This is a genomic window from Exiguobacterium sp. s143 (assembly GCF_018618895.1).
Classification (GTDB): Bacteria; Bacillota; Bacilli; order Exiguobacteriales; family Exiguobacteriaceae; genus Exiguobacterium_A; species Exiguobacterium_A abrahamii.
The window spans coordinates 1243949-1269795 of record NZ_JACSMX010000001.1; the positions used below are offsets into that span (position 1 = coordinate 1243949).

A 25847-nucleotide genomic window follows, 5' to 3' on the forward strand; every position below is an offset into this window, starting at 1 on the left:
TTAGGAACAACAAAGAAGCAGTAGACACCGGGTCTACTGCTTCTTTGTTGTTTAGAAGAAAAGAAATCCGAGAGCGGCTCCGATTAACACGATTCGTAACGGCGACTGTTTATAAAAACGAAGTAAACAGAACAAACCGAAGGCAATCAAGAAATCAAGACCACTCTTGATGCTTGACGTAAAGATTGGATCATAAAGAGCGGCAAGCAAGATACCAACGACGGCAGCATTGACGCCGATCAACATGCGTCCGACTGCTTGATTCTTGCGAATACGATCCCAGTACGGTAAAACACCGATGACGAGTAGGAATCCTGGCAGAAAGATGGCGAGCGTCGCAAGAAGACCGCCGGATACACCAGAGACGATCGTACCGAGATACGTCGCGAACGTAAAGAGTGGTCCCGGTACCGCTTGTGCAGCAGCGTAACCAGCAAGGAACGTATCCGTGTTCATCAGCCCAGGTACGAGTGTCTGCTCAAGGAATGGCAAGACGACATGTCCGCCACCAAAGACAAGGGCACCAGCACTGTACATGATACTCGTCAGTTGGACGGTTCCCGTCGCAGATTGCGCGAGAAACGGTGTGACGGCAAGTAAGACGAAGAATAAGACGAGTGCTGAGATGCTAAGTAGGCGTGGTACGCGAATCGACAAGGATCCACCCGTCTCCGTCTCTTCTTTGAACCAGAAGAACGCAAGAAGACCTGCGAGCAACAAGACACCGACTTGCGCCAGTGGATGTGCAATCAAGAGTACGCCTGCTAGCGCTAGGAGCATCAACGTCATCCGTTTGACGCCTGTCGCAAGTTTCATTCCCATGCCAAGGACGGCGTCAGCAACGATTGCGACAGCGACGAGTTTCAAGCCATGAATGAATCCGGCTTCCGCGACATCGAATTGTGTCGCAAGAATCGCGAATAGAATCAAAGCGATACTCGATGGCAACGTAAAGCCGACGAAGGAAATGATCGCCCCTGCTACACCTCCACGGATCAGACCGATTCCCATTCCGACCTGACTCGAAGCGGGACCCGGTAGGAATTGACAGAGTGCAACTAAGTCAGCATAGGCTTTCTCATCAATCCATTTTTTCCGTTTGACATATTCCTCATAAAAATATCCGAGATGGGCGACCGGACCGCCGAATGATGTCAATCCGAGCTTAAATGATACAAGAAAGATTTCAATTAAACGATGCATGTTTCACCTCCATCCTTCATTCTACACAAAATATGTTAAGTTCCTGTGAACTTCAACGGTTTTTCTTTCCATAAGTCCCTTTTCGCCACAATTTCTCCATGGGACCTTGTGGATGAGACTGGAGATATCTGTTTGAAGCAATACCTTGTGCGATCAAAAGTAGGAAAACGAGTAACAGTCCTTGCCATAACGGTGCCGTTCCATGTTGTCCACTGAAGAAGACGAACACGGTAAAGACGACTGTATGCATCAAATAATTCGTCAATGCCATCCGTCCCAGTCCAGCAAACCATTGCATGCGCCCAGCACGAACGAGTAACGCAACGGCACAAGCATAGGTGATCGCAAGCGTGCGTCCTGAGAGCCAGACGTAAAATAGATTGATTGATCCGTCTGGTACGTCAGCATGTGCTTGTATGATTCCAGCGAACGATGGAAGTGTCAGTAGTAAACTAATCCCGAGCGTCCACCACAGGAAACGATTCGTCGGGGGCGCTGCGCTGAAGCGTTCCATCAAATAGGCTCCGATCAAGAACAGGGATAGAATTTCTGGCCAAATGACACCGGAATTCATGAGGGCTTCCGGTAATTGAACTGTCGCGTGATGCGATAAAAATCCGAGAAGATCGCGTGATGCGACGAACGACTGAAGTGTCTTATCCAGCTCGACGACGGGAGCGTCGCCAAATTGACGAGCCCCAAAGAAAATAAGTAGATAGAGCAGAATGGCATAGATTTGAAATGCTATCGCAAACAAGAATTTCGTGACCGGCTTTGTTTTGGCGAACAATAACAAAATGAAGCCCGTCAACGCATACGTATGTAAGATATCTCCCTGCCAGACGAGCAGGTGCAAAAGACCAATGATGAGCAGAATTCCGAGCCGCCTTGCGAAGATCGTCATCGGTAGACCACGTTGTCGCAACCGATCGATGAACAGATAAAAACCGGCTCCAAAAAGAACACTAAACAGGGTATAGAATTTCGTCTGGATGAAGAGATCGAAAATGAGACGAATCGATTGATCCATCTCCCCCATCATCGCATTCGGTCGATCACCGAGAAAACTCGGCATGTTGACGAATAAAATCCCGCATAATGCAAAACCACGCAACACATCCAAATAGACGATGCGTTGATTCAATGATTGATTCATTCCAACACTCCCTTTCTGAAAAAAGACCGCTCACACGGATGAGCGGTCTTTTTTGATATACGTTATTTCGATGTAAAACGTTCCAACAAATTCAACAATGGTCGATAACGTTCGCCAAGCAAACCGAGCGACTCGACGAGAATGTCAAGAACGAGCAATAACATGACGAGTGAGACGAGGGCACCGATCGAATTCGTCTGCGAGAATAAAATCGCCGTCATCCCGAAGATGGCGCAGAGTCCATAGATAACGAGCACGGCTTGGCGCATCGTAAAGCCGAGATCAAGCAATCGGTGATGCAGATGGGCCTTATCCGGCGCAAATGGTGGTTTTCCTTGCAATACCCGTCGAACGATCGCAAACAACGTGTCGGAAATCGGGATCCCAAGCAAAATGACCGGAACGGCAAGCGAGAACAACGTCACGTTCTTGAATCCAAGGAGTGATAACACACCGAGCATATAGCCGAGGAACAAGGCACCGGTATCACCCATGAAAATCTTCGCTGGGTAGAAGTTATGAAACAGAAAACCGAACGTACTCATCAATAAGAGAATCGCGACGATCGTCACGTAGACGTTTCCTTGAATGACGGCAAGACTGATCAATGTCAACAAGACGATACTCGAGACACCCGCTGCTAGTCCGTCTAATCCATCAATTAAGTTGACGGCATTCGTGATCCCGATGACCCAAAGGAACGTCAGCGGAACACTCCACCATCCGAGATATAACTGCTGGTCGAACGGTAGATTGATGAACTCGATCCGGATCCCACCGTTTAGGACGATGACGGCAGCAACGATTTGCCCCATCAGCTTCAAACGGGCATTAAGTTGGAATCGATCATCCAGTGCACCGGTCAAAATAATAACGAACCCACCGACTAAAATGTGCGTCGCGTACGGACTCGAAGGTTGTAAGATAAAATAACCGATCATGAAGGCGATATAGATCGCTAATCCGCCAAGTCGCGGCATGATTCGGACGTGTACTTTTCGCGCGTCTGGACTGTCAACGGCACCGACTGCAATCGCAAAGCGTTTCACGACGGGTGTGATCAGTAAGGCGGCGATAAAACAGACGATGGACGCAGTCCATAACATAGTAACATCACGCTCCTGCGCGAATTATATCATAAAAAAAAAGAGCCGACGAGCGGCTCTTACATGAAGATCGGTACTTCAGCAGCTGGATCATATGTATAGATACCGCGCCCGACTTTTTTAATGGCAGGGTTTGCCTGTTCGACTTTCGCCATCAATTGGTAGATGTTACTAATTTGGTGACGGTAACGCAATTCAAGCTCCATTTGGATGTCACGTGCTGTCATCGATTCACGCTCGCGCATTAAATCGCTGATTTGGTGCACGTAGACTTCTAGCGGGTACCGTTGGTTGACGCGACGTTGTTTTAACGGACGCTCATGCGTGACGGCGACTTCTTGCGAATGTTCTCCCGTTCCACGGCTTAATTCCGAGATCAAATACTCGGCACGCCGCTGTAAACGACGGTATTCCTCTTCGATTTCCATTAGTTCGCGGTAGATGTGTTCACTGTTACCCATTCCTTGCCCCTCTTTCCTTTTTTATACATTAATGTTTCAATCGTGTTTCATTTGTATGTATTTTGAAATATTTTAAACTATAATTTGTCTTGATAATATATAATTTCTTTAATTATTTAATTATCCTGTAATATTTTCATATCCTTACCGATAAATTGGCTACACCTCATATTAACAGAAAGGAATGAAAACGGAACATATAATTTCGATATTTAACTATTTTAATAATACTTAAGTTCTACTAATTCAATATATATCTTTCTTATTTTACCGAAAAGGAGACTGGAAATTTAATGGGCAAATTACCTAAAACACTTCGGACCGCGCTAGTACTTTCGTTGGTATCCGGTTGCTTCGCCTCTACTTCTACTGTATCGGCTGCTTCTGGTACAACCTTTACGAAAACTTCGTATCAGACGACAGATGCCTTGAATCTACGCAGTTCGAACTCGACGTCTTCTAAAAAGTTACTGACGATCCCGAAGACGACGAAAGTCACGTCGAGCTATCGAAAAGGCTCTTGGTATAAGTTGTCATATAAAGGAAAGACGGGATATGTGACCGGATCTTATCTGAAAAAAATCGAGAGTGGCACTTCTTTTTCGAAGACGTCTTATAAGACGACGGATGCGCTGTCCTTACGTAGTGCGGCAACGACATCTTCCACTCGATTACTGACGATTCCTAAAGGCGCCGGTGTACAATCAAGTTTCAAAAGCGGGAATTGGTACAAAGTGACCTATGCAAATAAGACCGGTTATGTTTCTGGTTCGTATTTAAAGAAAGTGACTACACCAGCCAAAACGACGGTCTATACGACGACGGATCGCTTGAATTTCCGTTCGTCTCCTTCGACATCCGGAAAAGTCCTGACGACGATTCCAAGTGGAACTGCCGTCAATTCCCTCGCCGTTAAATCGAATTGGCACACGGTCCAGTACCAAGGGAAAACGGGGTATGTCATGGGAACGTACCTGAAGAAAGGGACTTCCGTTCCTGCCTCGACGACTGGAAACGTCGATTATAGTGGTTCAAAGATGTATGTGTTGATCCCGTCAGGCAATAGTGTCGCGCTTCGTGCGAGCGCGTCGACGCTCAGTGGTCAAATCGCTCGTCTTGGACGCGGTACTCCTGTCGTCGTCACGAATTCGCGTCATCAAACGAAAGGCTTCGTCGCCGTCCGGACGGCAAGTGGTCAAAGCGGTTATGTCGATGCGACGTATCTGACGTTGTTCCAACCGGCACCATCGAATCGCCCACTTCTCGTTCTTGATCCGGGTCACGGCGGACACGACGCAGGTGCAGTTCGTTACGGCGTTACTGAACGCGACATCGTCCTTGCTGTCACGAAACAAGTTGCCGAGCGTCTTGCCGGAAAAGTCGATGTGACGATGTCACGCTATACGAACGACTACTATCCGTCACTTGGAGAGCGGAGTGCCCTTGCGAACAGTCATGCAACGACTGCTTTCGTCAGTGTCCACATCAATGCTTCAACGAGTACGCAAGCATACGGAGCAGAGACCTTCTACTATAAAGGCGCCTCTTCGATCAACCTCGCTCGTAACGTCCAACAACGCCTCGTCTCCTACGCGGGCATGCGCGACCGAAGCGTCCACTATGCGAACTACGCTGTCATTCGTGGTACGAAAGCACCGTCGATTCTAGCGGAACTCGGTTTCCTCTCGAACAGCGCGGATCGGGCGAAACTGACGAACGCATCGTATCAGTCACGTTACGCTCAAGCAATCGCAGACGGCATTCTCGCCTCACTTTAAATCAACGCCATATCAAAAAGGATCGCTCAGGGAAGCGATCCTTTTTGCATACACATAACTTTCAAGGAATGTCCTTCACCATCAGGGAATGGTTCAGACAAGGGAGCGACTAGCGAGGATTTGCTCAAGGGATAGCAAATCTGTCGAATCGACACGATAGTCTGCCTCATGGAGCGCCGACTCCGGTCCAACTCCGACGGCATACATGCCGGCAGCGTGGATGGCAGTAATGCCAGCTGTCGCATCTTCTACACCGATGCAACGGCTCGGTTCGACGTCGAGTGCTTCTGCAGCACGGAGAAACACTTCAGGGTGTGGTTTCGATTGTGCAACGGTCGCAGCGTCTACGATGTCATCGAAATAGTGTCGGACCTTTAGTGCCTCGACGACCATCAGCGCATTTTTAGAGGCGGACGCCATTCCGATCTTCAGCCCAGCGTTTCGGATTTCATCGAGGAATGCAGTGATTCCAGGAAGAAGATCCTGTTCAGAAATATGTTGGATCAATGTGACATAGTGTTCGTTTTTCTTCGCAGCAAGTGCTAGCTTCTCTTCCTCCGAAAAAGCGTTCTGTTTCCCACCAAGCGCAAGGATACGCTCGAGTGAATCCATCCGGCTGACACCTTTTAATGTCTCATTGAATTCCCGGTCGAACGGGATATCCAAATCCTCTCCAAGTTGTTTCCACGCTAAGTAATGATACTCTGCTGTATCGGTAATTACGCCGTCTAAATCAAAAATGACCGCTTCGATCGTTGGTGCCATCCGACATCCATCCTTTCTTCCATCGTCCATGAAAGGCAAGAAATCGAATGACTTTGCGCAAACGATTGCACTTGCCTTATGAATAATTTTACTGGTTCTTCTGAATCTTTGCAAGCGTTATCAAATATTTCTGATTTTCTATTTTTAAGCACGAAACACGTTAATTTTGATAACGCTTTCAATTTTAAGGGAATGTTTTACTTATTTCGTTCTTTACTATTCGTTTTACATTTTTTAACTGCTATAATGAATCTCATAGCATATGAGGGAGTGACGAAGATGTTTCAACGTGTTAAACAGTTGTTGAATGATCAAAGTCGAAGAATTCATCGTTATGAAAAAATCGTAACGACGATCAATAGCCTAGAACGAGAAATGGAACAAACATCCGATCAAGCGTTACGTGAATTGACCGCCTCATTACGTGAGCGGCTACAAGCCGGGGAACGAATCGATGCAATCACACCAATGGCATTCGCCCTTGTCCGAGAAGCGAGTAAACGAACGCTCGGCTTACGGCATTACGATGTGCAGCTCATGGGCGGTCTGGCGTTACTTGAAGGACAAATCGCCCAGATGGCGACCGGTGAAGGAAAGACGCTCGTTGCTTCACTCGCGAGCTTCACTCAGGCGCTTCACGGAAAAGGTGTCCACGTCATTACCGTCAATGAGTATCTGGCACAACGCGATGCGGAGCAAATCGGTCAGATTCACCGATTTTTAGGGTTGCAGGTCGGAATCAATTCCGCTGAAGCTACGTTTGAGGAAAAACGGATCGCCTACGCAGCAGACATTACATACGGTGTCGGAACTGAATTCGGGTTCGATTACCTGCGCGATCATCTGATCATGGAGCCGACGGAACGTCTGCAACGTCCGCTTCATTTCGCCTTGATCGACGAAGTCGATAGCATTTTAATCGATGAAGCGAAAACGCCACTCATCATGGCGGAACGAGACAGTGTCCACGAAGGGTTACAGCAACTCGTCCGTCATGTCGTCCAAACATTCGAAGACGAGCGGGATTATACGTTCGACGAAGAGATTAAAGCAGTCGCCTTGACTGACCATGGGATCGAGACGATCGAGGAGGCGTTTGCGATTGATCATCTGTTCGCTGCTGAGCACTCCGTCCTTTTCCATTACGTCATTCAAGCCTTACGTGCCCATGTCGTCCTCAAGCGAGATGTCGACTATATCGTCAAAGATCAAAAAATCGCGCTCGTCGACCTCTTCACGGGTCGTCTGATGGAAGGGCGCAGTCTATCTGACGGGTTACATCAGGCACTTGAAGCAAAAGAAGGTGTTCCCGTCACGGAAGAGAACCGGACGACGGCACAAATCACGATTCAGCATTATTTCCGTCTTTATCATCAGGTGGCAGGAATGACGGGTACAGCGGCGACGTCACGGGAGGAGTTTCAAAAGACGTACGGGATGGATGTCGTGACGATTCCATCGAATCGACCGAAAATCCGGATCGATGCGGAGGACGTCATCTTTGCGACGCGTGACGAAAAATTAGAAGCGATCGCGCTGGCGACGAAATCGGCACACGTCACGGGACGACCGGTTCTGATCGGTACTTCATCGATTGAACAGTCCTTGCGCGTCGCGAAGACACTCGATGCACACGGACTTACCTACGAGATCCTGAATGCAAAAACCGTCGATCAGGAAGTCCGGATCATCGCTTCAGCCGGACAAGCCGGTCGAATCACGATCGCCACGAACATGGCTGGTCGCGGAACGGATATCTTACTTGATGAAACGGCACAACAACAAGGCGGTTTGTTCGTCATCGGAACGGAACGCCATGAATCGATCCGGATCGATAACCAACTCCGTGGTCGGGCAGGTCGCCAAGGCGATCCCGGATTGACGCAATTTTATCTCTCACTCGAAGATGAACTGCCTCGTCGTTTCGCGCGCGACCGTCTCGCACGCGTGCAACAAAAAGTACGGGATGCTTCCGGTCCATTGGCTTCACGTGACGTTCGGGATCTATTGCAGTTCGCTCAGTCGACGTGTGAATCCGTCAATCGGAGTGTTCGAGATGAACTCGTCCAGCTCGAAGAAGTCATCAGCGAACAACGGCAAGCAATCTATCATCTCCGCAACAGAATCGTTGATGCGACGTCACTCGAAAACATCGTCCAACCGTTTGCCGGACGTGTCTTGCCGTCGATCATCGACCAAACGCTTTCTGACGATCTCGTCCCGGAAGAATGGCCGCTGGCTCTCGTCACGACGGAACTCGAGCAACTGTTGCATCAACCGGTCACGTTGGAACGACTGGAAACAATCGACGAGATGAAACGCCAACTTGAGCCGCTGATTGCTGACACTGAAGCCTTACTCGTTGCCCATGTTGCGGCTGAAAAAGAGACCGTCAAACGCTTCATCCTCCTTGCACTGGATGAGCAATGGACGCGCCACTTAACAGCCATGAACAGCTTAAAAGAAGGAATCCACCTCCGGAGTTACGGACAAGAGCAACCAGTCCGCATCTTTGAGCGGGAAGGCATGGATTACTTCGAATATGCCATTGCGAGTTTCGAAAAGCAGGTCCTTTCTGGCATCTGCCGCGCCGAACAGACATACGATAGCGAAGGAGAACTGCATCATGCACACGTCGAATGAAGTGTTCCGTCCCCCGCTCTATTTCACGGAGGACATGCCGATCGTCAAGGAAGATGAATACGTCTTTCGTCACGTCGCGAAACAACTACCTGAGTTACAGATCAATCAGATGGCGATCCATCTGTTTCAAGTCTTATCGCGTCGTCCGCTTCATGTCATCGCCTTGTTCCAAAATACGTTGTCTCGGTCGTTCCATCTGAATGATCTCGTCGTCCTTGCGCTCTCCGGTGACGAACTCGTCGCTCGGAAAGTCCTCAGTATCGAAGAAGTTCCTGTCATACTTCCGATGGCGACGTTGCCGCTCTGGTTGACGTTTGAAGAAGACGAATGTTTCGTCGACCTCGAGCAGTTGACGGAGCCATTGCAGCTCGTCTTCTCAAATGAGACGCTGACCGAGCTGTTCATCGACGATGACTTCACGGAATCGGAACGACGCATCATCCGTCAAGTCGCTTATTCGCACCCGGCACCCCTAGCAGATGGCTGGTCTCTCTTACCGGTCTCGATCATGCGCGAGCCGGATACTGTGACCGCGACCGTCCTCGTCCGTAATGCCAGCGATCAGACACTGATGCTCGAGGCGCTGGCGTTCGAATTGATGAATGACGAGACGCCACTCGCAGACGTCATCCATCCTGGATTGTCTTTACCCGCTCATAGCCAACATGCGATTCGTCTCCGTTTCGCCTGCACCGCAACAGATGTTCCTGCATTCGGTCTCCGTTATCTTCCTCCCTCTTCCTAAAAAAACGTCTCGGCACACAAGATGCCGAGACGTTTTACTTATCCTTTTAAGAGTCCGATGACGCGGACGTTGATCGCTTTTGGTTGGAACGCAAGCATGTTTTCCATGTCTTGCGCAATCCGTTCTTGGACTTTTCCAGCTGTCTTGATGATCGACATGCCGTATTTGATATGCACGGACAGACTGACCGTGATGTCGCCACCGACATCTTCGACTTTTACGAGTTTGACCATCTGTTTTTCCTGCAGTTTCGAATCATCTGCTGTAAAGGCGATGCCTTCCGTTTCTTGAACAGCTACCCCTGCGATGACCTCGATGACTTGTTGCGAGACGTTCACGACACCGTCCGCATTATTTAAATTATATGACATACCTTCCACGCCCTTCGTCTAGTAATCCATCTATCTTAAAGTGTAATGCATTCCGCCTTATTTTGAAAGGTCTTCCCGTTTCTCGACGATCGGGCGAATGTCAATCTCAATCAAAGGACGGAGGACACGGACGACGAGTGGGTGTATGATGATACCAACGATCAACAAGGCGACGCCAATCATGATCAGTAAAGCGAGCCACGGTTGCGGTACGAATGCATCCGTCACATATTGACGCCACGCCATGACGAAGAAGACATGGAGTAGATAGACGTAGAGGCTGAGTTCCCCAGCTCGTGTGATGAGCGGAAGACGACGCATCGGGATCAACATCATGAAACCGAGCGAGGCCGCGATCGACAAGACATAGATGACGCTATGCTTGAGTACACCAATCCACGTGTCACTGTCATACTGTTCAGCGTACGGGAAACGATGCTTGAAGGCATTCGCGAAATCGACGATCTCTTGCGGTGTGTCACGCCACGCCTCGAACAATAAGAAGCCCATGACGGCTGCGAACGTCACACCACCAATCAAGCGGACGTTCATCCGGCGCTTGAAGTTCTTCGGCATCTCGAAGATGCGGATGAATTCGTGTTCCGATAGATAGTTCCCGAGCAAGAAATACGGATAGAACATGATCAGCTTCCGAAGTGCCAAGAATCCCGTGTTCTCGAGTTCGAATCCATACAGCAAGGCGAAGGCAAGACCGAACCAGACATATCCACGCAAGTGAACGACATACGGCGTCACGATATACCAGACGACCATGACGAACAGATACCAAAGTGCCCAGTAGGGACGTAGGAGATGCGTACCGATGTTTTCACCAGAAAAGAGCGGCAATCCTTCTCCAAGCGTCGCCCAAGATCCAATTAAGATTTGCCAGACACAGTAGACCGCAAATAGTTGGATGACACGTAAATACTTGTTTTCGCGGAAGAAATAACCGCTTAAAATAATGAATAATGGCATATGAAACGAGTAAATCAACAGATAAACCGTCTCAAGCAACTTTCCGTCATAATCAAACCGTAAATCCGTCAGCATGTGACCAATGACGACGAAAATGACAAGAAAACCTTTGATATTATCAAACCACGGATTCCGATTCATGTTACACTACCCCTTATACTCCCTCGAAAGGAACGAATGTTTATGAAAAAGACACTCCTGATTCTATCTGTCGTCTTGAACGTCGTTCTCCTTGCATTGTTACTGGGACGTAAACCGCTCGAACTATTCGAAAGCGTCTTACCTGCAACGAGTACGACTCCAGTCACGACCTTCCAATACGATAAGAACCCGAACTATGTCCGTCTGAATAGTCTATTCCATACTTATCAATACCCAAAATCAGCGAACGCTGTCATGTTAGGCGACTCGATGACGAATTTTGCCGATTGGCGTATCTTGATGGAAGACCCGACGATCGTGAATTTCGGGATTCCTGGTGATACGACAGAAGGCTTTTTGACCCGACTCGACTTGATCATCGAGATGAAACCAAAACGCGTCTTCTTGATGGGTGGTATCAATGATATTCGTCACTATACACCGATTCCGCAAATCACTGAGAACATGACGACGATTGTGACGACACTTCGAAAAAATAACATCGACGTCGTCATTCAGTCAACCGTTCCTGTCGCACCGAAATATTCGGACTCCGTCCGAATCAATCGGGACGTCGAAGCGTTGAACCGGAATTTACAAAACCTTGCTCAATCGGTGGATGTTCCATTCGTTGATCTGCGACCCGTCTTGACGAATAAACAGGGCTACCTGCAAAATCGGATGACGTACGATGGACTCCATCTCGTCGGTGGCGGTTACCTGCGCTGGAGTGATGCGCTGAAACCCTATGCGCTCAAAACCGATTTGACAGCAAATAACTAATAATCGAAAGCGGCTCATCCCGATTTCCGGGATGAGCCGCTTTCGATTATTAGTCTTCTTGGTTTTTGACACCCATGTACGCTGCGACGCTCGATGCTGAGAAAACTGCAACGGCAACGATACCGACAGCAATCCAAATCACTTGATCCATCATTTCTTTATATCCCCCTTTATGTAACCGCTCACTTCTACATTTAGCGTACACGAATTTCGTCAAGAAAGAAACACATTTTCCATGTCTAATGACTAGACGATTCGGGAAAAAGTAACTATAGTAGAAGGACAACTACAAATTGTCAGAAAATTCGATTATTTAACAAGGAGGTGTTTCTGATGGCCACTTCATTGCTTACGCCGAAAGTGACGTTACGACATCGAAGTACTCTCAACTTTGGATATTGGCTTGTCATCGGATGCATAGGATGGGTGATGCTTGCCCTCGTCACGAATGTTGGTACCGTTCTTGGTCGTCTTCCTTTATATGAAAGCATTCCCCTCGCCATCATTGTACTTGGTCTCACAGGTGTCGTACTAAAAATGGCGCGTGACGAGTGGTGGATTCGTTATCTTGAACGTCAGACCCAGTATTACATCGGACACGAAACCGTGACCGGTTGGTGTACCACGATTGATAGCATGTGGCTGATCCGTAAGACGATGCGCCGTGAACTTCGCCTGCTCTACCGACAACTTGCCAAGACGAAAGCATCGGAAGAAGTGAAACAGACGCTCGCCCTCCAGCTCGTCGAGCGTGGTGTGCTCATCGTCTATTCTCGACCAAAAAGTGATCATCCTGCTTGAAACGAAAAGAGGACTGCCCCATCATCTTCTATGAAAGAAGTAGATGGGACAGCCCTTTTTTTACTGTTTCAGCCAATCCGTTGCTGCTTCAATCGTTGGCATGACAAGTTGGTGACCATAATTCGACCACGTGACGTCGACTGATGCACCGGCTTGCTTCAAGAGTGCTGATAACTCTTCTGTTTCCTGAGCCGGACAAATCGGATCATTGCTTCCGGCGCCGATGAAGACGCGCACGTCTGATAAGTCAGGTAACGTCACACCACGACGTGGTACCATCGGATGCAACAGAATCGCTTGTTTGAACAAGGCTTCTTCGAACAACATATTCGCCGCGATGTTCGCACCGTTCGAATATCCGACTGGAATCAGACGATCGAGATCAAAACCACGCTCCGCTGCCTGGTCACGTAAAAACCGAATTAAACGTGCTGTCCGTAAAGCGAGGTCTTCTTCATCGAAGACGCCTTCTGCGAGTCGTTTGAAGAATCGTGGCATCCCGTTTTCCGAGACTTCCCCGCGGACGGACAAGTAGCCTGCTTCCGAATCGAGCAACGAGACGAGTCCGACGAGATCTTGTTCCGTTCCGCCTGTGCCATGTAAAAATAAAAAGATGGGTGCGTCTGCTGTTTTTGGTGCTTGGTATAAATGAATCATACGAGTCTCCCCTTCGGTACAGTAATAGGTGTTACATGATTTGTGATTGCACTGCGATGTGCTTCGAATTGTTCCGGTAACTTCAAGTCTTCTCCGAGCATCTCGAACGCTTCATCGATTGCGAATCCTGGATTGTCGGTCGCAATTTCATGGAGGATCCGACCGCGGTCATGGAAGTAGATCGATGTGAAGTAATTGCGGTCCTTCACTTCAGTCGTCAGCAAACCGAACGCGTTGATGGCGTTCATCCAGTCGAGTTGTTCCTTTTGATCCGTTGCCCGCCACGCGATATGGTGAACCGTTCCCGTTCCCGGACGACCGACTGGCATTTGACCATGAACGACGTCAACGACATTCCCGAACTCGCCTTCTGCGATGTACCGGTCAACGGTTTCCGTCCGTTTGCTGAGTGTCAGGCCGAATGTGTCTGTCAGTAATTTTGCTGTGTCTGATGGATTCCGTGACAGTAACGTCGCTCCCGCGAATCCTTTGATGGCGACCTCATGTGTGATGCCGTCGATTTCATAGCGACTGTCTCGTCCTGCCTCGCGTTCGACGAGTTCAATTTGAAGACCATGTGGATCTTCGAAGGCGATCTGTTGCTCTCCGAATCGAACCGTCTCTACAAACGAGACGTTTTTTTCTGTCAGCCGCGCTTTCCAAAAATCTGCTGCACCGACCGGAATCGCGTACGCTGTCGTTCCGACTTGTCCGGCACCGACTTTCCCTTTTGCCATGCCTTTAAACGGAAAGAACGTGATGATCGTTCCCGGTGCTCCGGATTCGTTTCCAAAATAGAAGTGGTATGTTCCTGGATCATCGAAGTTGACCGTTTTTTTGACGAATCGTAGTCCGAGAATGGTTCCGTAAAAATCGAGATTTTCTTGTGGATCGCCGACCATTGCTGAGATATGATGAATGCCTTGCGTTTTCATATGATGCGTTCCTCCTTCAGTCGTATCTATTAACACAATAATAGTAACTAATGTACAAAAAGTAAATCAATAAGCCTTTCCTCGTTTTTTCTGGAACCTTTATCCAATTTAAACCGTAGGACACTAGGTAACAATGGTACACTTGTCGTGCAACAGACGTCTTTAAAGGAGGTTCATATGTTAGAAATCAAACACATCACGAAGCGTTTCGGCGATTTTACGGCCGTAGATGCTCTGACGATTGAGGTGCCGCGCGGGCAAATCTTTGGTTTGCTTGGTGCGAACGGTGCCGGGAAGACGACGACGTTCCGGATGCTGCTCGGTCTACTGCAACCAACTGAAGGATCGATCACCTGGAACGGGGAGCGCATCCCGACTTCAAAGATCGGATACCTTCCGGAAGAACGAGGTCTGTATCCAAAAGTCCGCGTCGACGAACAACTTTTGTTCCTCGCAGAACTCCGCGATATGAAGCGGAAAGAGGCGAAACGAGCGTTGACGGAATGGCTCGAATATTTCCAAATTCCGCAGTATGAAAAAATGCGTGTCGAACAACTCTCAAAAGGAAATCAACAAAAGATTCAGTTGATATCTGCTGTCCTACATAAACCTGAACTGCTGATTTTAGATGAACCATTCAGCGGACTCGACCCGGTCAACGCTGAACAATTAAAACGTGCTGTCAAAAAGTTAACCGTCGACGGAACGACGATTGTCTTCTCAAGTCACCGGATGGATCATGTCGAAGAACTCTGCGAACACGTCGCGATCCTCGACCACGGAAAACCCGTCGTTGCTGGCTATCTCCCTGACATCAAGGCGGGATACGGAAAAACACGTGTCCTCTTGACGACAGATGCCCCGCCACTCCTGTGGGATAGCTTGCCAGGTGTTCTACAAGTCGAGTCAGACAATAATGGACATATCGTCCAAGTCTCTTCAAAAGAAACGGCTGATCAACTTCTTCAACATATCGTCAGCCATGGACACCATGTCGATCGTTTCGTCTGGGATCAGTTATCCCTGCAGGATATCTTCATCGAGGAGGTCGGCAAACGTTATGAACCGTAAATTCCTGACTTTATATCGCTTCAATCTACTACAAAAATTACGTGCTAAAAGCTTTTTGATTTCGACGGTCCTGATGGTCCTGTTCCTCGTCGGCTTCGGTAATATCGAACGGATTCTCGACTGGTTTTCGGGTGACGATCCGAAAGTTGCTCTCGTTAGTGAATTGTCGACCGATCTTCGTCCGGCCTTGAAGAAGGCTGGTGTCACTTCAGACATCACGACGAAGGACTATACGGTCGCACAAGCACGAAAGGCAGTCGACCGTGGTACATTCGATGCCGTGGCAATCGTTCAGGATTCATATGACGTGACACTCGTCAGTGCTAGTCCTGAGTCTGAGTTACAGACACAGGTCGCAACGGTCGTCAAACAAGTCCGTGACCAAGCCGTCATCACGGATGCTGAAATCGATCCGAACGTCCTTGCCTCGCTCGCTGAACCGGTTCCTGTTAAACAGGAGTTGACGTCGACGGGTGGGAAAAGTGAGGATGAACTCTTTGCTGCCTCGGCGCTCGTCTATGTGTTGCTGTTCTTGATGTACTTCACGATTGCGATTTACGGTGGGATGATTGTCACGGAAATCGCGAACGAAAAGTCATCACGCGTCATGGAATTGCTGATTTCAGCAGCGAGTCCGATTCAACATATGCTGGCGAAGATCCTCTCGATCGCGACGGTCAGTCTCGTACAATTGTCGATTCTCGTCGGTGTCGGCTACTACAGTGCTCAAAGCAGCAGTTTATTCGATCAGTTATCACTCGATTCCTTGAGTGCTCGGACGATCATTTATCTGTTCGTCTTCTTCCTGCTCGGATACTTCCTGTACGCGACGCTCCTCGCGGCACTCGGTTCGCTCGTCAGTCGGGTCGAGGACGCGCAGCAAGTGACGTTACCGGTCATCTTGTTGATCGTCGCTGCCTTCATGATTTCGATGTTTAGTCTGAATGCACCGACGAACCAAGCTGTCGTCGTCCTGTCATTCGTTCCGTTCTTTACACCGATGGTCATGTTCCTGCGCGTCATGTTGACCGATGTACCGCTATGGCAAGTGTCGATTTCGCTCATCTTGATGCTGATCAGCATCTCGCTTGCCTTGTTCGTCGGAACAAAATTCTACCGGGGTGGTGTTCTGTTCTATGGATCGAATCCACTCAAACAGTTGCGCCGGATTTTAAGCGGTCGCCGGTAACAGTTTACAAGACGAATCGTTTCCGCTATCGTTAGGTGAGAAAAAGCCTTTAGGAGGAACTACGTTATGCGGTCTCGTTTTTGGGCAGCGATCCTTTTCACAGCTGCTGCCATGGTCTCGTCACTTGTCATGTTCACGAAATTCCCGCAAGCGAGTGCGACATGGGAACTCGTCCTTGCCTATGGAGGCATGGCGTTCGTCTCTAGCCTCTTTTGCTGGTCCTTCGTTGCGGTGCGCCGCCACTCTTCTCGTTTATACGGAAGCTGGGTCGGTGTCTTCATCGCCGGACTGACTGTCTTACTCGTCTGTATCGCGCGATTCGTCTTGCGTGGTGATGTGATGATGATTTTCAAATGGCAAGCGATGCTCGGTAGCTTAACTCTCAATTTCGGCTATGTCGGTTGGGTACTCGTCATTGCAAATGCGATCATTGGTTTCATCATCGGTCGGATCCGTCAAAAGACGCGTCGTCCACGCCCGATGCCACAACGTTAATAAAAAGTCGCTGTCTTCTGAACGTCAATCAGAAGACAGCGACTTTTTTTATTTACGATGGTAGCGGGAACGACTTTTCCGGTCGCTGTAATCCGCATAATAGGTCGAACTGGATAAAGAAACACCGTCCGTCATGCGATCGAGATATTCATCGAGTTGCATCATCGATGGTAATTTATCCTCGAACAACTCATACGTCTCTTCCGCTTGATCGCGTTGCAATTCCCCTGCTTCCATCACGGCTTCGACGAGCTCATGGAAGATCCGTTGCTCGGTCGCACTCATCGTCTGCTCGATCCGTTTGACGTCCTCATCATACATTAAATCAAACAGGCGCATTCGCTCTTCGAGCTGTTCCTCGACCCACGTTCCGTCTTGTCCGAGCGTCTGTTCATAAGCAAGCTTCATCTCTTCGAGCGGTGTGTTCTGTTGCATGATGAATTTCAACGACTCCCCCGTCCAGATATGCCGTGCCAAATAACTAGCGTCGATGTTCAAGACGTCCGCCAATGCTTCGATGTAGGGTTTGGTTGGATAGACTTCGCTGAGCTCCGTCCGGCGGATGAAGTACGGCGCGACGCCGAGTCGTTCAGCCAACTGTTCGATCGTAATCCCGGCACGCTCCCGTAAAATACGAATCCGGTCACCGTAACCCCGATATGGTGAATGGTCTAGCATACGATTCCCTCCCTTATTCCTATGGTATCATCATACCCTTGAATCCGATGTCGGATACATCGAACTTTCGGATGAATTCCGAAACAGATGCCGTGGGTAACGCAACCAAATCGGTAGGACACTTAAGAAGTACCCGACCGTGACGATACTGATCCAAAATACAGCTAAGTTAAGAAATGATCCCGTCTGTAGTCCGGCTTGTGTGACGACGACTTGGAACAATAAAAAGGCATGAAAGACAGAAATCAGATATGGTATCAGCAAAACAGCGCCATACTTCATTAATAAGTAGCAGCGGATGTTTCCGGAACCGAACCCTAGCGCAAACAACGTCTTCATCCGCTTTTGTTCCTGTTCCGCCGTCATCTGCATCCACACATGCAAAAAACTGGCATTGATGACGAATAACCAGATCGTCAGGAGAACGACGACGAACGTGACGAGTCGCACGATTCGGATCCCGTCAATCTCATCTTCCGTCTCATTGATCAGTTGATAGGGCACCGGTTGCTTCTCATCTAGCTTTGCTGCCGACTGGATGTTGCGGACGATTTTCATCCACTGTTTCCAGTCCTTCGTTCCGTAATCATGGTAGGCTGGCGTATCGAAGACGACGATTTGCCGGACGGGTTGCTTGAGTGTCTGAAAGACGGCATCACTGACGACGAAGATCGTCTCTATTTGATAATTGTAACCAAATATTAAATCGTGAGAAGCAGCGGGAAGTAATTCAAAGTCTTCTTTCTCCATCGCCTGTTTCTCTTTTTTCATCGTCGGTGTATTCTCTTCGAGTTGTACCGGGCGTGCTGGTACAAAGAAACTTTGACGTCCCGTCGCTGTCCGCTCCTTAAGATCCAGTTGCCGCATCATCTTGTTGTACGACGAGATCGGTAAGAGGACGCGTGTTCCTTCTGCCTTCACTTGGATATCCTGCTGATAGCGATCCGGGAATGCCTCCGTCATCGTCTGCTTGATATCCTTCAATCGTTTCGTCGGTTGAGCGGATTCCTCGTAATAGACGAGCCCGAATTGGTTCTGTGATGATAAGTCGAGTCCAATCAATTGAAACAAGAAAACGAGTCCGACTGCTGTTAGCGCACACGATGTTAGAATCGTTCCGAGGGCAATGAGCGTACTATTCGTTCGCAATTGATTGGCGATTTCCGAGACGATCAGCTTCCGCAGTGACAAGCGACGTGGTCGATATAACTTGGTCAACCACGGTAAGACATATCGACAAATGAAAAACGATCCGATGAAGATGACAAGTGGGAAAAATATATAAAATCCTTCCGTCCGAACAAAGGCTAAGGCATAACCATAGATCAACAGGAGTAACGCTCCGATTTGCGTCAGAATCCAGGCTCGTTTTCGAAATAGCGAACGGGAACGTGTCGGTCGATCGGGACGAAAGCGGTAGATCGCAAGGACCGTTGCCGTCAGCAACACAAGGAAGGCACCACCAATCAAAGCAAGAATCGCATAAAAGGATAATTCGAATTCGATTGCTGGTAAGAACATGACTTTGACAACGGACAGCAACAGCATCTTCGTCAAGACATTACCTAGAATCATTCCTGCAGTGATCGCTAGACCACCAACAATCAAGACTTCAATTAAAAAATACTTTAAGAAGTGTGACAGTCCACTGCCAAGCGTCCGCATCGTCCGTAAATCGTTCTTACGGTGCTCAAGCATCGTATAGGTCGTCGAATAAATGAACAAGACACTAAAAAAAAGAATAATCAGCTCCGCGATGAAGACGAAGAAGATCGTCATCTCGATGACTTGGTTCAATTGACTGAGGATTTTGGCGACGTTTTGGAATGATCCATTCGTCAACAAGTTCCAATAACTCGTCACGATCGTCATTGCGATGATGATCGTCAAGGCATAGCCGTAATACAAGCGCTGATAGCGCCGGATGTTACGTAGGGCGTATTGCAGATAATTGATGCTCATCCCCTCCTAACAACGATAGCGATTCGATGACCCGTTGGAAAAAGACACGGCGTGGTTCATCGCGGAACAACTCCGTTTGAATACTACCGTCTTTTAGGAATAAGACATGATTACAATACGACGCGACTTGCGGATCGTGTGTCACGATGACCATCGTCATGCCCGTCGCATTCAACTCGGCTAGGACATCCATGACGTGTTTCGTCGCTTGGAAGTCGAGTGCCCCCGTCGGTTCGTCCGCAAGCATCAGACGTGGTGTATGGATCAGGGCGCGACCGATCGCTGTTCGTTGTCGTTGTCCACCACTGACCTCATCGACCTGTTTGTCGAGCAGATCATCAATCTGTAGACGGCGTGCCAACTCCTCCATCTCTTCCCGCGCGAGCTTTGCTTTTTTCCCTGACAGCATCAACGGCACGAGCATGTTCTCACCGAGCGTCAACGAATCGAGTAAATTGAATTCCTGAAAGATGATGCCGAGCGTCTCACGCCGGAAACGTGTCATCTCTTTTCGTTTGAACGTCGCTGTGTCGACGCCGTCAATCAGAATTGATCCCCAACTTGGTTCGTCGAGAGTCGCAAGCAAGTTGATCAGCGTCGATTTCCCACTACCGGACGGTCCCATGACCGCGACCATCTCACCTTCTTCGACTCGGAAATTCACATCCGTCAACGGTTGTTCCGTCACCTTTCCGGGATAGACCTTCCCTAATTGTTTGACCTCAATCATGTGCGCGACCTCCTACTAATCGAATCCGGCATGTCGTGCCGACCCCTTCCTCACTCTCGAGTTCAATCTCATGCCCAAGCTTCAAGCAAACTTGCTGGACGAAATACAATCCCATTCCGGTCGATTCCCCGTAACGTCGTCCGTTTTCGCCAGTGAAGAACGCATTAAAAACACGTGGGACGTCTCGTTTTGGAATCCCGACGCCGTCGTCTTGAACAGAAAGGACGACTTGCCCCTTTGTCACTTCTGCCGTCAGAGCGACTTCACGACCATGTCCCGTCGTGTATTTGATGGCGTTCGTCACGAGCTGTAGGACGAGGAAACGAAACCACTTTGCATCCGTGTAGACGTACACGTCTTCAGCGATATCGAGTTTCGGAAAGACCTGATTTTTGACGAATAATCGTTTTTCTTGATTGATGATGCTCGTGACGAGCGGCTTCAGTGCCAATCGTTCTGCCTTCAAATCTGTCTCGATTGCTTCTAAACGTGACGAATAGAGCATCTGGTCGAGTCCACTGCGCAATCGATCGACCTCTTGCCGTAAATCAGCCTGATACTGTTCTCCTGGATGTTCGAGGATCAGCTCGATGACGGACAATGGTGTCTTCATCTGGTGAATCCATTGATCGACATACCGATGACGTTCCTTTTCCTTTCGTCGCTCAGCAAACAGACTGTTTCGAAATAAGGTCTGTTGTCGTTCTAAAAATTGTTCGACGGCAACGGAAATCGGTTCTTCACTATCACTGCGAATCGGTTCTGCGACCGACTGGACCGGCTGTTGCATCCGTCGTAGCAATGGAAGCATGCTGAAGAAACGATAACTGAGATAAATCAAGAGACCGATACTGTTCAAGAGCACGATATAAAAGAAGGCTGCTGGGCGATAAAGATCATAGAGCCATAAAACGGCATATAAAATGAGCATTTGTCCAGTAAAGAAGATGATGCCTGGTATCGCGTGCCGTAAAAAGAGCTTCATGGTTCAAGGACCAGTTTATAACCGACGCCTCGCACCGTCTCAAGTCCAGCGACACCGATCTCGGCAAGCCGTTTGCGGACACGCGTGATATTGACGTTCAATGTATTCTCATCGACGAATGCTTCGTCATCCCAAATCCGTTCGAGTAAATCGCCCCGACTGACGATTCGTGGACTTGCCGTCAGCAACATCTCAAGGATCAGTCCCTCTTTTTTTGACAGCTCGATCGACTGTTCCCCGTACTCGACGATATAACGGTCCAAGTACAGCGTGACACCTTCTTTTGTCACCGTCCGCTCATCCGTTTCGTTCGACAGCGTGCCATAGGCTCGGCGAATCTGACTTTTAATCTTCGCGATGACGACCGCTCCTTGGAACGGTTTGACGATGTAATCATCCGCTCCGTATTCGAGCGCCATGACTTGATCCATCTCCCCGACCCGTGCCGAGATGAAGAGGATCGGCGCCCGTGTCTTCATCCGCAATTGTCGACACCAATAGAAACCGTCAAACTTCGGTAAATTGACATCTAATAGAATGACGTCCGGATTCGTCTCTTCATAGACCGCGACGACATCCCCTCGCCCATCTTCAACGACGACTCTAAAATCATAGCGCTCGAGTAGTTCTTTCAATAATGTAGCAATCTTCATGTCATCTTCGACTAATAAAATCGTATGCATCGTTCCTATCAACTCCTTCTCCCTTTATCATAACGAACTCAAAAAGGACTGGAAACGATTATTCCGTTTCCAGTTCGGTGTACCCCTATTTAGTTCATCACGTGACGATGCGGCGGTAAGCACGGACCGTGACGATATAGTAGATCAAATAGACGATCGTATAACAAACAATCGCAAGTAATGTCGGACGAACGATGTTGTAGTTCAATAGTTTCTGCAAGACTTGCATCGCCACTAAACTATGAACGAGTCCGAGCACGTACGGTAAGGAGAAGACGAATCCGACAAGGCGCCGAATGATGCCTGTCTGTTCCTTCTCATCCACACCGATCTTCTGGATGATGGCAAACCGTTGTTTCGATTCTTCTGCTTCCGCAAGCATCTTGAAGTAGATGATCGAACCCGTCGCAAGCAAGAAGACGAGACCGAGGAAGCCGGCAGCAAACGCGAGTAAGCCGGTCGTTGCCGTCGTCATCGCATAGACAGGATAGTACGCCGCCATCTCCGTATCCGCTTGTTTTCCATATAGTTGCGTCAACTGTTTCATCAATCCATCGTCATGACGTTCATCCGAGAACTGATAATTCGTCAGCGTGAAGCCTTTTTCCGGCATCTTCGCGAACGCATCATCGTTTACGACGAAGGCGAGCCGCTGTTTCTCATAAAGTTGAGCGATTGGTAGATTCGTCGCAGCGGTGATGCGAAAGGACTCATGAACGTCCTTGATTTCAACACCGACTGGCGATTTGACTTTCATCTTCAACAAATCGTTTCCTTTGAATGTCTCAAGGACGATCGCTTCGCCTTGTTTTGGTTCTTTGATGACCGTTTTCCCGTTCGCTTTCGCGAGCTTGACGTAGTCCGAATAGTTGACGTAGCTGAATTGTCCCGGCTGGTCTTCATACGCATACGTCGCGTAGTAGCGTGTGAACGTCAGCGGGTTCGGCAGATCGGTCATCTGATGGTCGACGTTCTTGACGTTAACCATCGTCCGGCTGTCGATTTTCTGGTCAGACTTTGCAATCAGCTGTTCCGCTTCTGCTTGTTTACTCGCAATCGATAGACTATACGGAACTTGCTCCTCGACGGTCTGATCGATGAAATAATAAATCGATGTCGCTGTACCGACCGTCGTCAATGTGACGGCAGTGATGACCGTGATCGTCGACAGCATGACGGCATTCGATTTGATTCGTGACAACAATTGCCCGTGCAGAATCAAATTCGTTCCTTTGAAGTGCCGCGCTTGATTACTTAAGACGCGCAATAAGAAGATCGTAAAGTAACTCATCGTTCCGAACGTCCCAAGAATGACGCAGAGCATCAAGAGCGGGGCAACGATTGTAAAGTGATCCATCAACGGTTGTCCGGTCAAATAGTAACCGACACCGATCAAGATGACGGAAAGGACAGCTAAGATCGGATGGACTTTCGGAAGCGATTCCGCTTGTTGTTCTGCCTTGAACAGTTCAATTAATGTAAAACGATAAATCGTCCGAGCAGAACGTAAAGCAATGATCAAGAAAATCAACAGGAAGACACCAATCGTCTGCATGACGGAAGTTCCGCTGATCGTAAAGGTCGCATCGACTTGCATCGCCATGACGGAAGCAAGGAGCTGCACGAAGTATTTCGAAGCGACGGTACCAATCGCAATTCCGAGAATTAGACCAATTACTCCGTACCCCATCGTCTCAAGGAAGATCAGGCGGGCGATCTGCCCTCGCTCTAGACCGAGCAACGCGTAGAGCCCGATTTCCTTCTTACGACGACGTAAGAAGAAGTCACTTGAATACCAGATGAAGATGGCAGAAAAAAGCGCTAGAATGACACTTGCTCCGGTAAAGACCGTTCCCAGTTTTCCGTACAATTCGTTCGCCTGAAGCATCGCTTCATTCGATCGAATCGCGAGAAACGTATAGTAAATCAGAATCGCAAACGTGACGGCACCGAGGTACATCACGTTTTGACGGATGTTCTTCAAATTTTGAAACGCCAGTTTAGACAAGCTCACGGACGGCACCTCCGAGTTCGCGTTGGACTTCCATGATCTGCTCGAAGAATTCCTTCTGCGAACCGAAGCGATGGACTTCCTTAAACAGCTCTCCATCCTTGACGAACAGAATCCGTTCCGCATAAGACGCTGTCATCGGGTCATGCGTTACCATTAAAATCGTCGCGCCTTCGTCGTTGAGCGCTTGCATCGCTTCGAGCAATCCTGTTGCCGACTTCGAGTCAAGCGCACCGGTCGGCTCGTCGGCTAAAATGAGCGACGGATCATGAATGATGGCGCGAGCGGCAGCCGTCCGTTGTTTTTGTCCACCTGATAGTTCAACGGGACGTTTATCGAGTAAGTCGTGGATACCAAGTTGACGCGCCACACGATCAACACGTTCTAAGATCATCTTTTTATCGACGTTCGCGAGTGATAGCGGTAAGGCGATATTTTCTCGAACCGTCATCGTATCGAGGAGATTGAAGTCCTGGAAGATAAAGCCGAGTTGCTCCCGGCGGAAACGGGCTAATTGTTTTTCCTTCATCGCTGTCACGTCTGCTCCGTTGATTAAAATCGAGCCGTCCGTCGGCTGATCGATCGTCGACAGCAGATTGAGTAATGTCGATTTCCCGGCACCGGATGGACCCATGATACTGACAAATTCTCCTTCGTGAACACGGAGCGTCGTCGGACGCAGTGCTTCGTGGCGCGCTGTTTTCGTTTGATACGTTTTTGAAATCTGTTCTGCTTGTAAGATTGCTTTCATCTGTAATGCCTCCTGTGTTTGATTCGTTACACTCAGTCTAGTCCTTCCATACTTTTCTCAAAATGGACTTTGCTTTCACTTCTCTTACAAAACGGTAAGACACGGGATGAGACGACAAAAAAGCCCCCATCCGCAAGGAATGGAGGCGTATCGTATCTTATTTGTGTGTTGCTTTGAAGAGCTCTGTGTCGCCTGCGACAACAGAAGTTCCTTCAGCTGGTACAGCTGAAAGCGTGAATTGATCGTGGTTCGTCACGATGATCGGTGTGATCGTCGATGGTGCGTTCGCACGGATGTAGTCAAGGTCGAACTCGACGAGGACGTCTCCTGCTTTGACTTTGTCACCTGACTGGACGTGAGCCGTGAAGCCTTCACCTTTAAGGTTAACTGTATCAAGACCAACGTGGATCAACAGTTCAAGACCATCTTCACCTTTTAGACCGATTGCGTGTTTTGTTGGGAAGATCGTTTCAACCGTTGCGTTGATCGGCGAGACGACTTTACCTTCAGTTGGTTCGATCGCGACACCGTCGCCCATCATTTTTTGAGAGAAAACTTGATCGGGTACGTTCTCGATGTTGACGATTTTACCTGTAAGTGCAGAAGCGATTTTCGCGTTTCCTGCGTCGTTACCACCAAACAATTTTTTTAAGAATCCCATGATACTATCCCTCTACTTTCTCGATCGTTTTTCTTCCGAATGGAAGTTTCGATTTTTTATAGGAGTAAGCTGTCAGACAGCTCGCTCACGTTCTCACAAAAAGCATAC

Annotated in this window: 25 protein-coding genes; 8 read left to right on the plus strand and 17 right to left on the minus strand. The window is 48.7% G+C overall.

Annotated elements, in window-relative coordinates; all coding sequences use genetic code 11:
* Positions 1–51: 51 nt before the first annotated feature.
* The 4 genes from chrA to KNQ03_RS06660 form a co-directional block, all read right to left on the minus strand.
* A complete protein-coding gene (gene chrA, locus KNQ03_RS06645) occupies positions 52–1203 on the minus strand; it encodes a chromate efflux transporter (RefSeq protein WP_214723952.1) in 1152 nt (383 codons plus the stop codon).
* 52 nt (positions 1204–1255) lie between these two features.
* Positions 1256–2359, minus strand: coding sequence for a DUF418 domain-containing protein (locus KNQ03_RS06650; RefSeq protein WP_214723954.1), 1104 nt, complete (start codon positions 2357–2359; stop codon positions 1256–1258).
* Positions 2360–2421: 62 nt separating this feature from the next.
* Positions 2422–3465 carry a glycosyltransferase family 4 protein gene (locus tag KNQ03_RS06655; RefSeq protein ID WP_029342543.1) on the minus strand — a complete coding sequence of 348 codons (1044 nt, stop codon included), beginning with the start codon at positions 3463–3465 and terminating at the stop codon, positions 2422–2424.
* A 59-nt stretch (positions 3466–3524) separates the two neighbouring features.
* Positions 3525–3926: a Rok-like winged helix domain-containing protein gene (locus KNQ03_RS06660; protein WP_029342544.1), complete on the minus strand. Its 402-nt coding sequence runs from the start codon at positions 3924–3926 to the stop codon at positions 3525–3527.
* A gap of 293 nt (positions 3927–4219) precedes the next feature.
* On the opposite strand from KNQ03_RS06660, the gene KNQ03_RS06665 reads away from it, so the two are divergent.
* Entirely contained in the window at positions 4220–5704 is a 1485-nt protein-coding gene (locus KNQ03_RS06665; RefSeq protein ID WP_069940945.1) for an N-acetylmuramoyl-L-alanine amidase family protein, read from the plus strand.
* Between the two features lie 93 nt (positions 5705–5797).
* On the opposite strand, the gene pgmB is transcribed toward KNQ03_RS06665, so the two are convergent.
* The gene (gene pgmB / locus KNQ03_RS06670; RefSeq protein WP_029342546.1) at positions 5798–6469 is read right to left on the minus strand and encodes a beta-phosphoglucomutase; all 672 of its coding nucleotides are present in this window, start codon (positions 6467–6469) and stop codon (positions 5798–5800) included.
* A gap of 279 nt (positions 6470–6748) precedes the next feature.
* Between pgmB and secA2 the strand changes: the two genes are divergently transcribed.
* Together secA2 and KNQ03_RS06680 are read left to right on the plus strand one after the other, a co-directional pair.
* On the plus strand, positions 6749–9112 hold the full coding sequence (gene secA2, locus KNQ03_RS06675) for an accessory Sec system translocase SecA2 (protein WP_133207723.1): 2364 nt from the start codon (positions 6749–6751) through the stop codon (positions 9110–9112).
* Positions 9096–9857, plus strand: a complete 762-nt coding sequence (locus KNQ03_RS06680) for an SLAP domain-containing protein (protein ID WP_214723956.1) — start codon at positions 9096–9098, stop codon at positions 9855–9857. The genes secA2 and KNQ03_RS06680 overlap by 17 nt, the downstream gene beginning before the upstream one ends.
* A gap of 38 nt (positions 9858–9895) precedes the next feature.
* On the opposite strand, the gene KNQ03_RS06685 is transcribed toward KNQ03_RS06680, so the two are convergent.
* Together KNQ03_RS06685 and KNQ03_RS06690 are read right to left on the minus strand one after the other, a co-directional pair.
* Positions 9896–10228, minus strand: a complete 333-nt coding sequence (locus KNQ03_RS06685; RefSeq protein ID WP_029342549.1) for an Asp23/Gls24 family envelope stress response protein — start codon at positions 10226–10228, stop codon at positions 9896–9898.
* Between the two features lie 57 nt (positions 10229–10285).
* The gene (locus KNQ03_RS06690; RefSeq protein ID WP_064299377.1) at positions 10286–11347 is read right to left on the minus strand and encodes an acyltransferase family protein; all 1062 of its coding nucleotides are present in this window, start codon (positions 11345–11347) and stop codon (positions 10286–10288) included.
* Between the two features lie 42 nt (positions 11348–11389).
* Between KNQ03_RS06690 and KNQ03_RS06695 the strand changes: the two genes are divergently transcribed.
* Together KNQ03_RS06695 and KNQ03_RS06700 are read left to right on the plus strand one after the other, a co-directional pair.
* Complete coding sequence (locus KNQ03_RS06695; RefSeq protein WP_050678748.1) at positions 11390–12130, plus strand: SGNH/GDSL hydrolase family protein; 741 nt, start codon at positions 11390–11392, stop codon at positions 12128–12130.
* Between the two features lie 333 nt (positions 12131–12463).
* Positions 12464–12931: a hypothetical protein gene (locus KNQ03_RS06700; protein WP_214723958.1), complete on the plus strand. Its 468-nt coding sequence runs from the start codon at positions 12464–12466 to the stop codon at positions 12929–12931.
* Between the two features lie 60 nt (positions 12932–12991).
* On the opposite strand, the gene KNQ03_RS06705 is transcribed toward KNQ03_RS06700, so the two are convergent.
* Together KNQ03_RS06705 and KNQ03_RS06710 are read right to left on the minus strand one after the other, a co-directional pair.
* Positions 12992–13588 carry an alpha/beta hydrolase gene (locus KNQ03_RS06705; protein ID WP_214723960.1) on the minus strand — a complete coding sequence of 199 codons (597 nt, stop codon included), beginning with the start codon at positions 13586–13588 and terminating at the stop codon, positions 12992–12994.
* Entirely contained in the window at positions 13585–14523 is a 939-nt protein-coding gene (locus tag KNQ03_RS06710) for a VOC family protein (protein WP_133207727.1), read from the minus strand. Before KNQ03_RS06710 ends, KNQ03_RS06705 begins: the two co-directional genes overlap by 4 nt.
* Positions 14524–14700: 177 nt before the next feature.
* On the opposite strand from KNQ03_RS06710, the gene KNQ03_RS06715 reads away from it, so the two are divergent.
* The 3 genes from KNQ03_RS06715 (at position 14701) to KNQ03_RS06725 (ending at position 17278) form a co-directional block, all read left to right on the plus strand.
* Positions 14701–15594, plus strand: a complete 894-nt coding sequence (locus KNQ03_RS06715; protein WP_214723962.1) for an ABC transporter ATP-binding protein — start codon at positions 14701–14703, stop codon at positions 15592–15594.
* Entirely contained in the window at positions 15584–16783 is a 1200-nt protein-coding gene (locus tag KNQ03_RS06720; protein ID WP_214723964.1) for an ABC transporter permease, read from the plus strand. Before KNQ03_RS06715 ends, KNQ03_RS06720 begins: the two co-directional genes overlap by 11 nt.
* A gap of 66 nt (positions 16784–16849) precedes the next feature.
* Positions 16850–17278 carry a hypothetical protein gene (locus tag KNQ03_RS06725; protein ID WP_029342557.1) on the plus strand — a complete coding sequence of 143 codons (429 nt, stop codon included), beginning with the start codon at positions 16850–16852 and terminating at the stop codon, positions 17276–17278.
* 48 nt (positions 17279–17326) lie between these two features.
* On the opposite strand, the gene KNQ03_RS06730 is transcribed toward KNQ03_RS06725, so the two are convergent.
* The 8 genes from KNQ03_RS06730 to KNQ03_RS06765 form a co-directional block, all read right to left on the minus strand.
* Positions 17327–17956, minus strand: coding sequence for a helix-turn-helix domain-containing protein (locus KNQ03_RS06730; protein ID WP_029342558.1), 630 nt, complete (start codon positions 17954–17956; stop codon positions 17327–17329).
* 30 nt (positions 17957–17986) lie between these two features.
* Positions 17987–19918: an ABC transporter permease gene (locus KNQ03_RS06735; RefSeq protein ID WP_214723966.1), complete on the minus strand. Its 1932-nt coding sequence runs from the start codon at positions 19916–19918 to the stop codon at positions 17987–17989.
* Positions 19884–20648 (minus strand): ABC transporter ATP-binding protein, encoded by a 765-nt coding sequence (locus KNQ03_RS06740; RefSeq protein ID WP_064299373.1) that lies wholly within the window; start codon positions 20646–20648, stop codon positions 19884–19886. Before KNQ03_RS06740 ends, KNQ03_RS06735 begins: the two co-directional genes overlap by 35 nt.
* Complete coding sequence (locus KNQ03_RS06745) at positions 20641–21633, minus strand: sensor histidine kinase (protein WP_214723968.1); 993 nt, start codon at positions 21631–21633, stop codon at positions 20641–20643. The genes KNQ03_RS06740 and KNQ03_RS06745 overlap by 8 nt, the downstream gene beginning before the upstream one ends.
* Positions 21630–22316 carry a response regulator transcription factor gene (locus KNQ03_RS06750; protein ID WP_047393119.1) on the minus strand — a complete coding sequence of 229 codons (687 nt, stop codon included), beginning with the start codon at positions 22314–22316 and terminating at the stop codon, positions 21630–21632. Before KNQ03_RS06750 ends, KNQ03_RS06745 begins: the two co-directional genes overlap by 4 nt.
* Positions 22317–22413: 97 nt before the next feature.
* Positions 22414–24330 carry an ABC transporter permease gene (locus tag KNQ03_RS06755; protein ID WP_214723970.1) on the minus strand — a complete coding sequence of 639 codons (1917 nt, stop codon included), beginning with the start codon at positions 24328–24330 and terminating at the stop codon, positions 22414–22416.
* Positions 24317–25078: an ABC transporter ATP-binding protein gene (locus KNQ03_RS06760; protein ID WP_214723972.1), complete on the minus strand. Its 762-nt coding sequence runs from the start codon at positions 25076–25078 to the stop codon at positions 24317–24319. The genes KNQ03_RS06755 and KNQ03_RS06760 overlap by 14 nt, the downstream gene beginning before the upstream one ends.
* A 157-nt stretch (positions 25079–25235) precedes the next feature.
* Entirely contained in the window at positions 25236–25739 is a 504-nt protein-coding gene (locus KNQ03_RS06765) for a PTS sugar transporter subunit IIA (protein WP_035396161.1), read from the minus strand.
* Positions 25740–25847 lie beyond the last annotated feature (108 nt).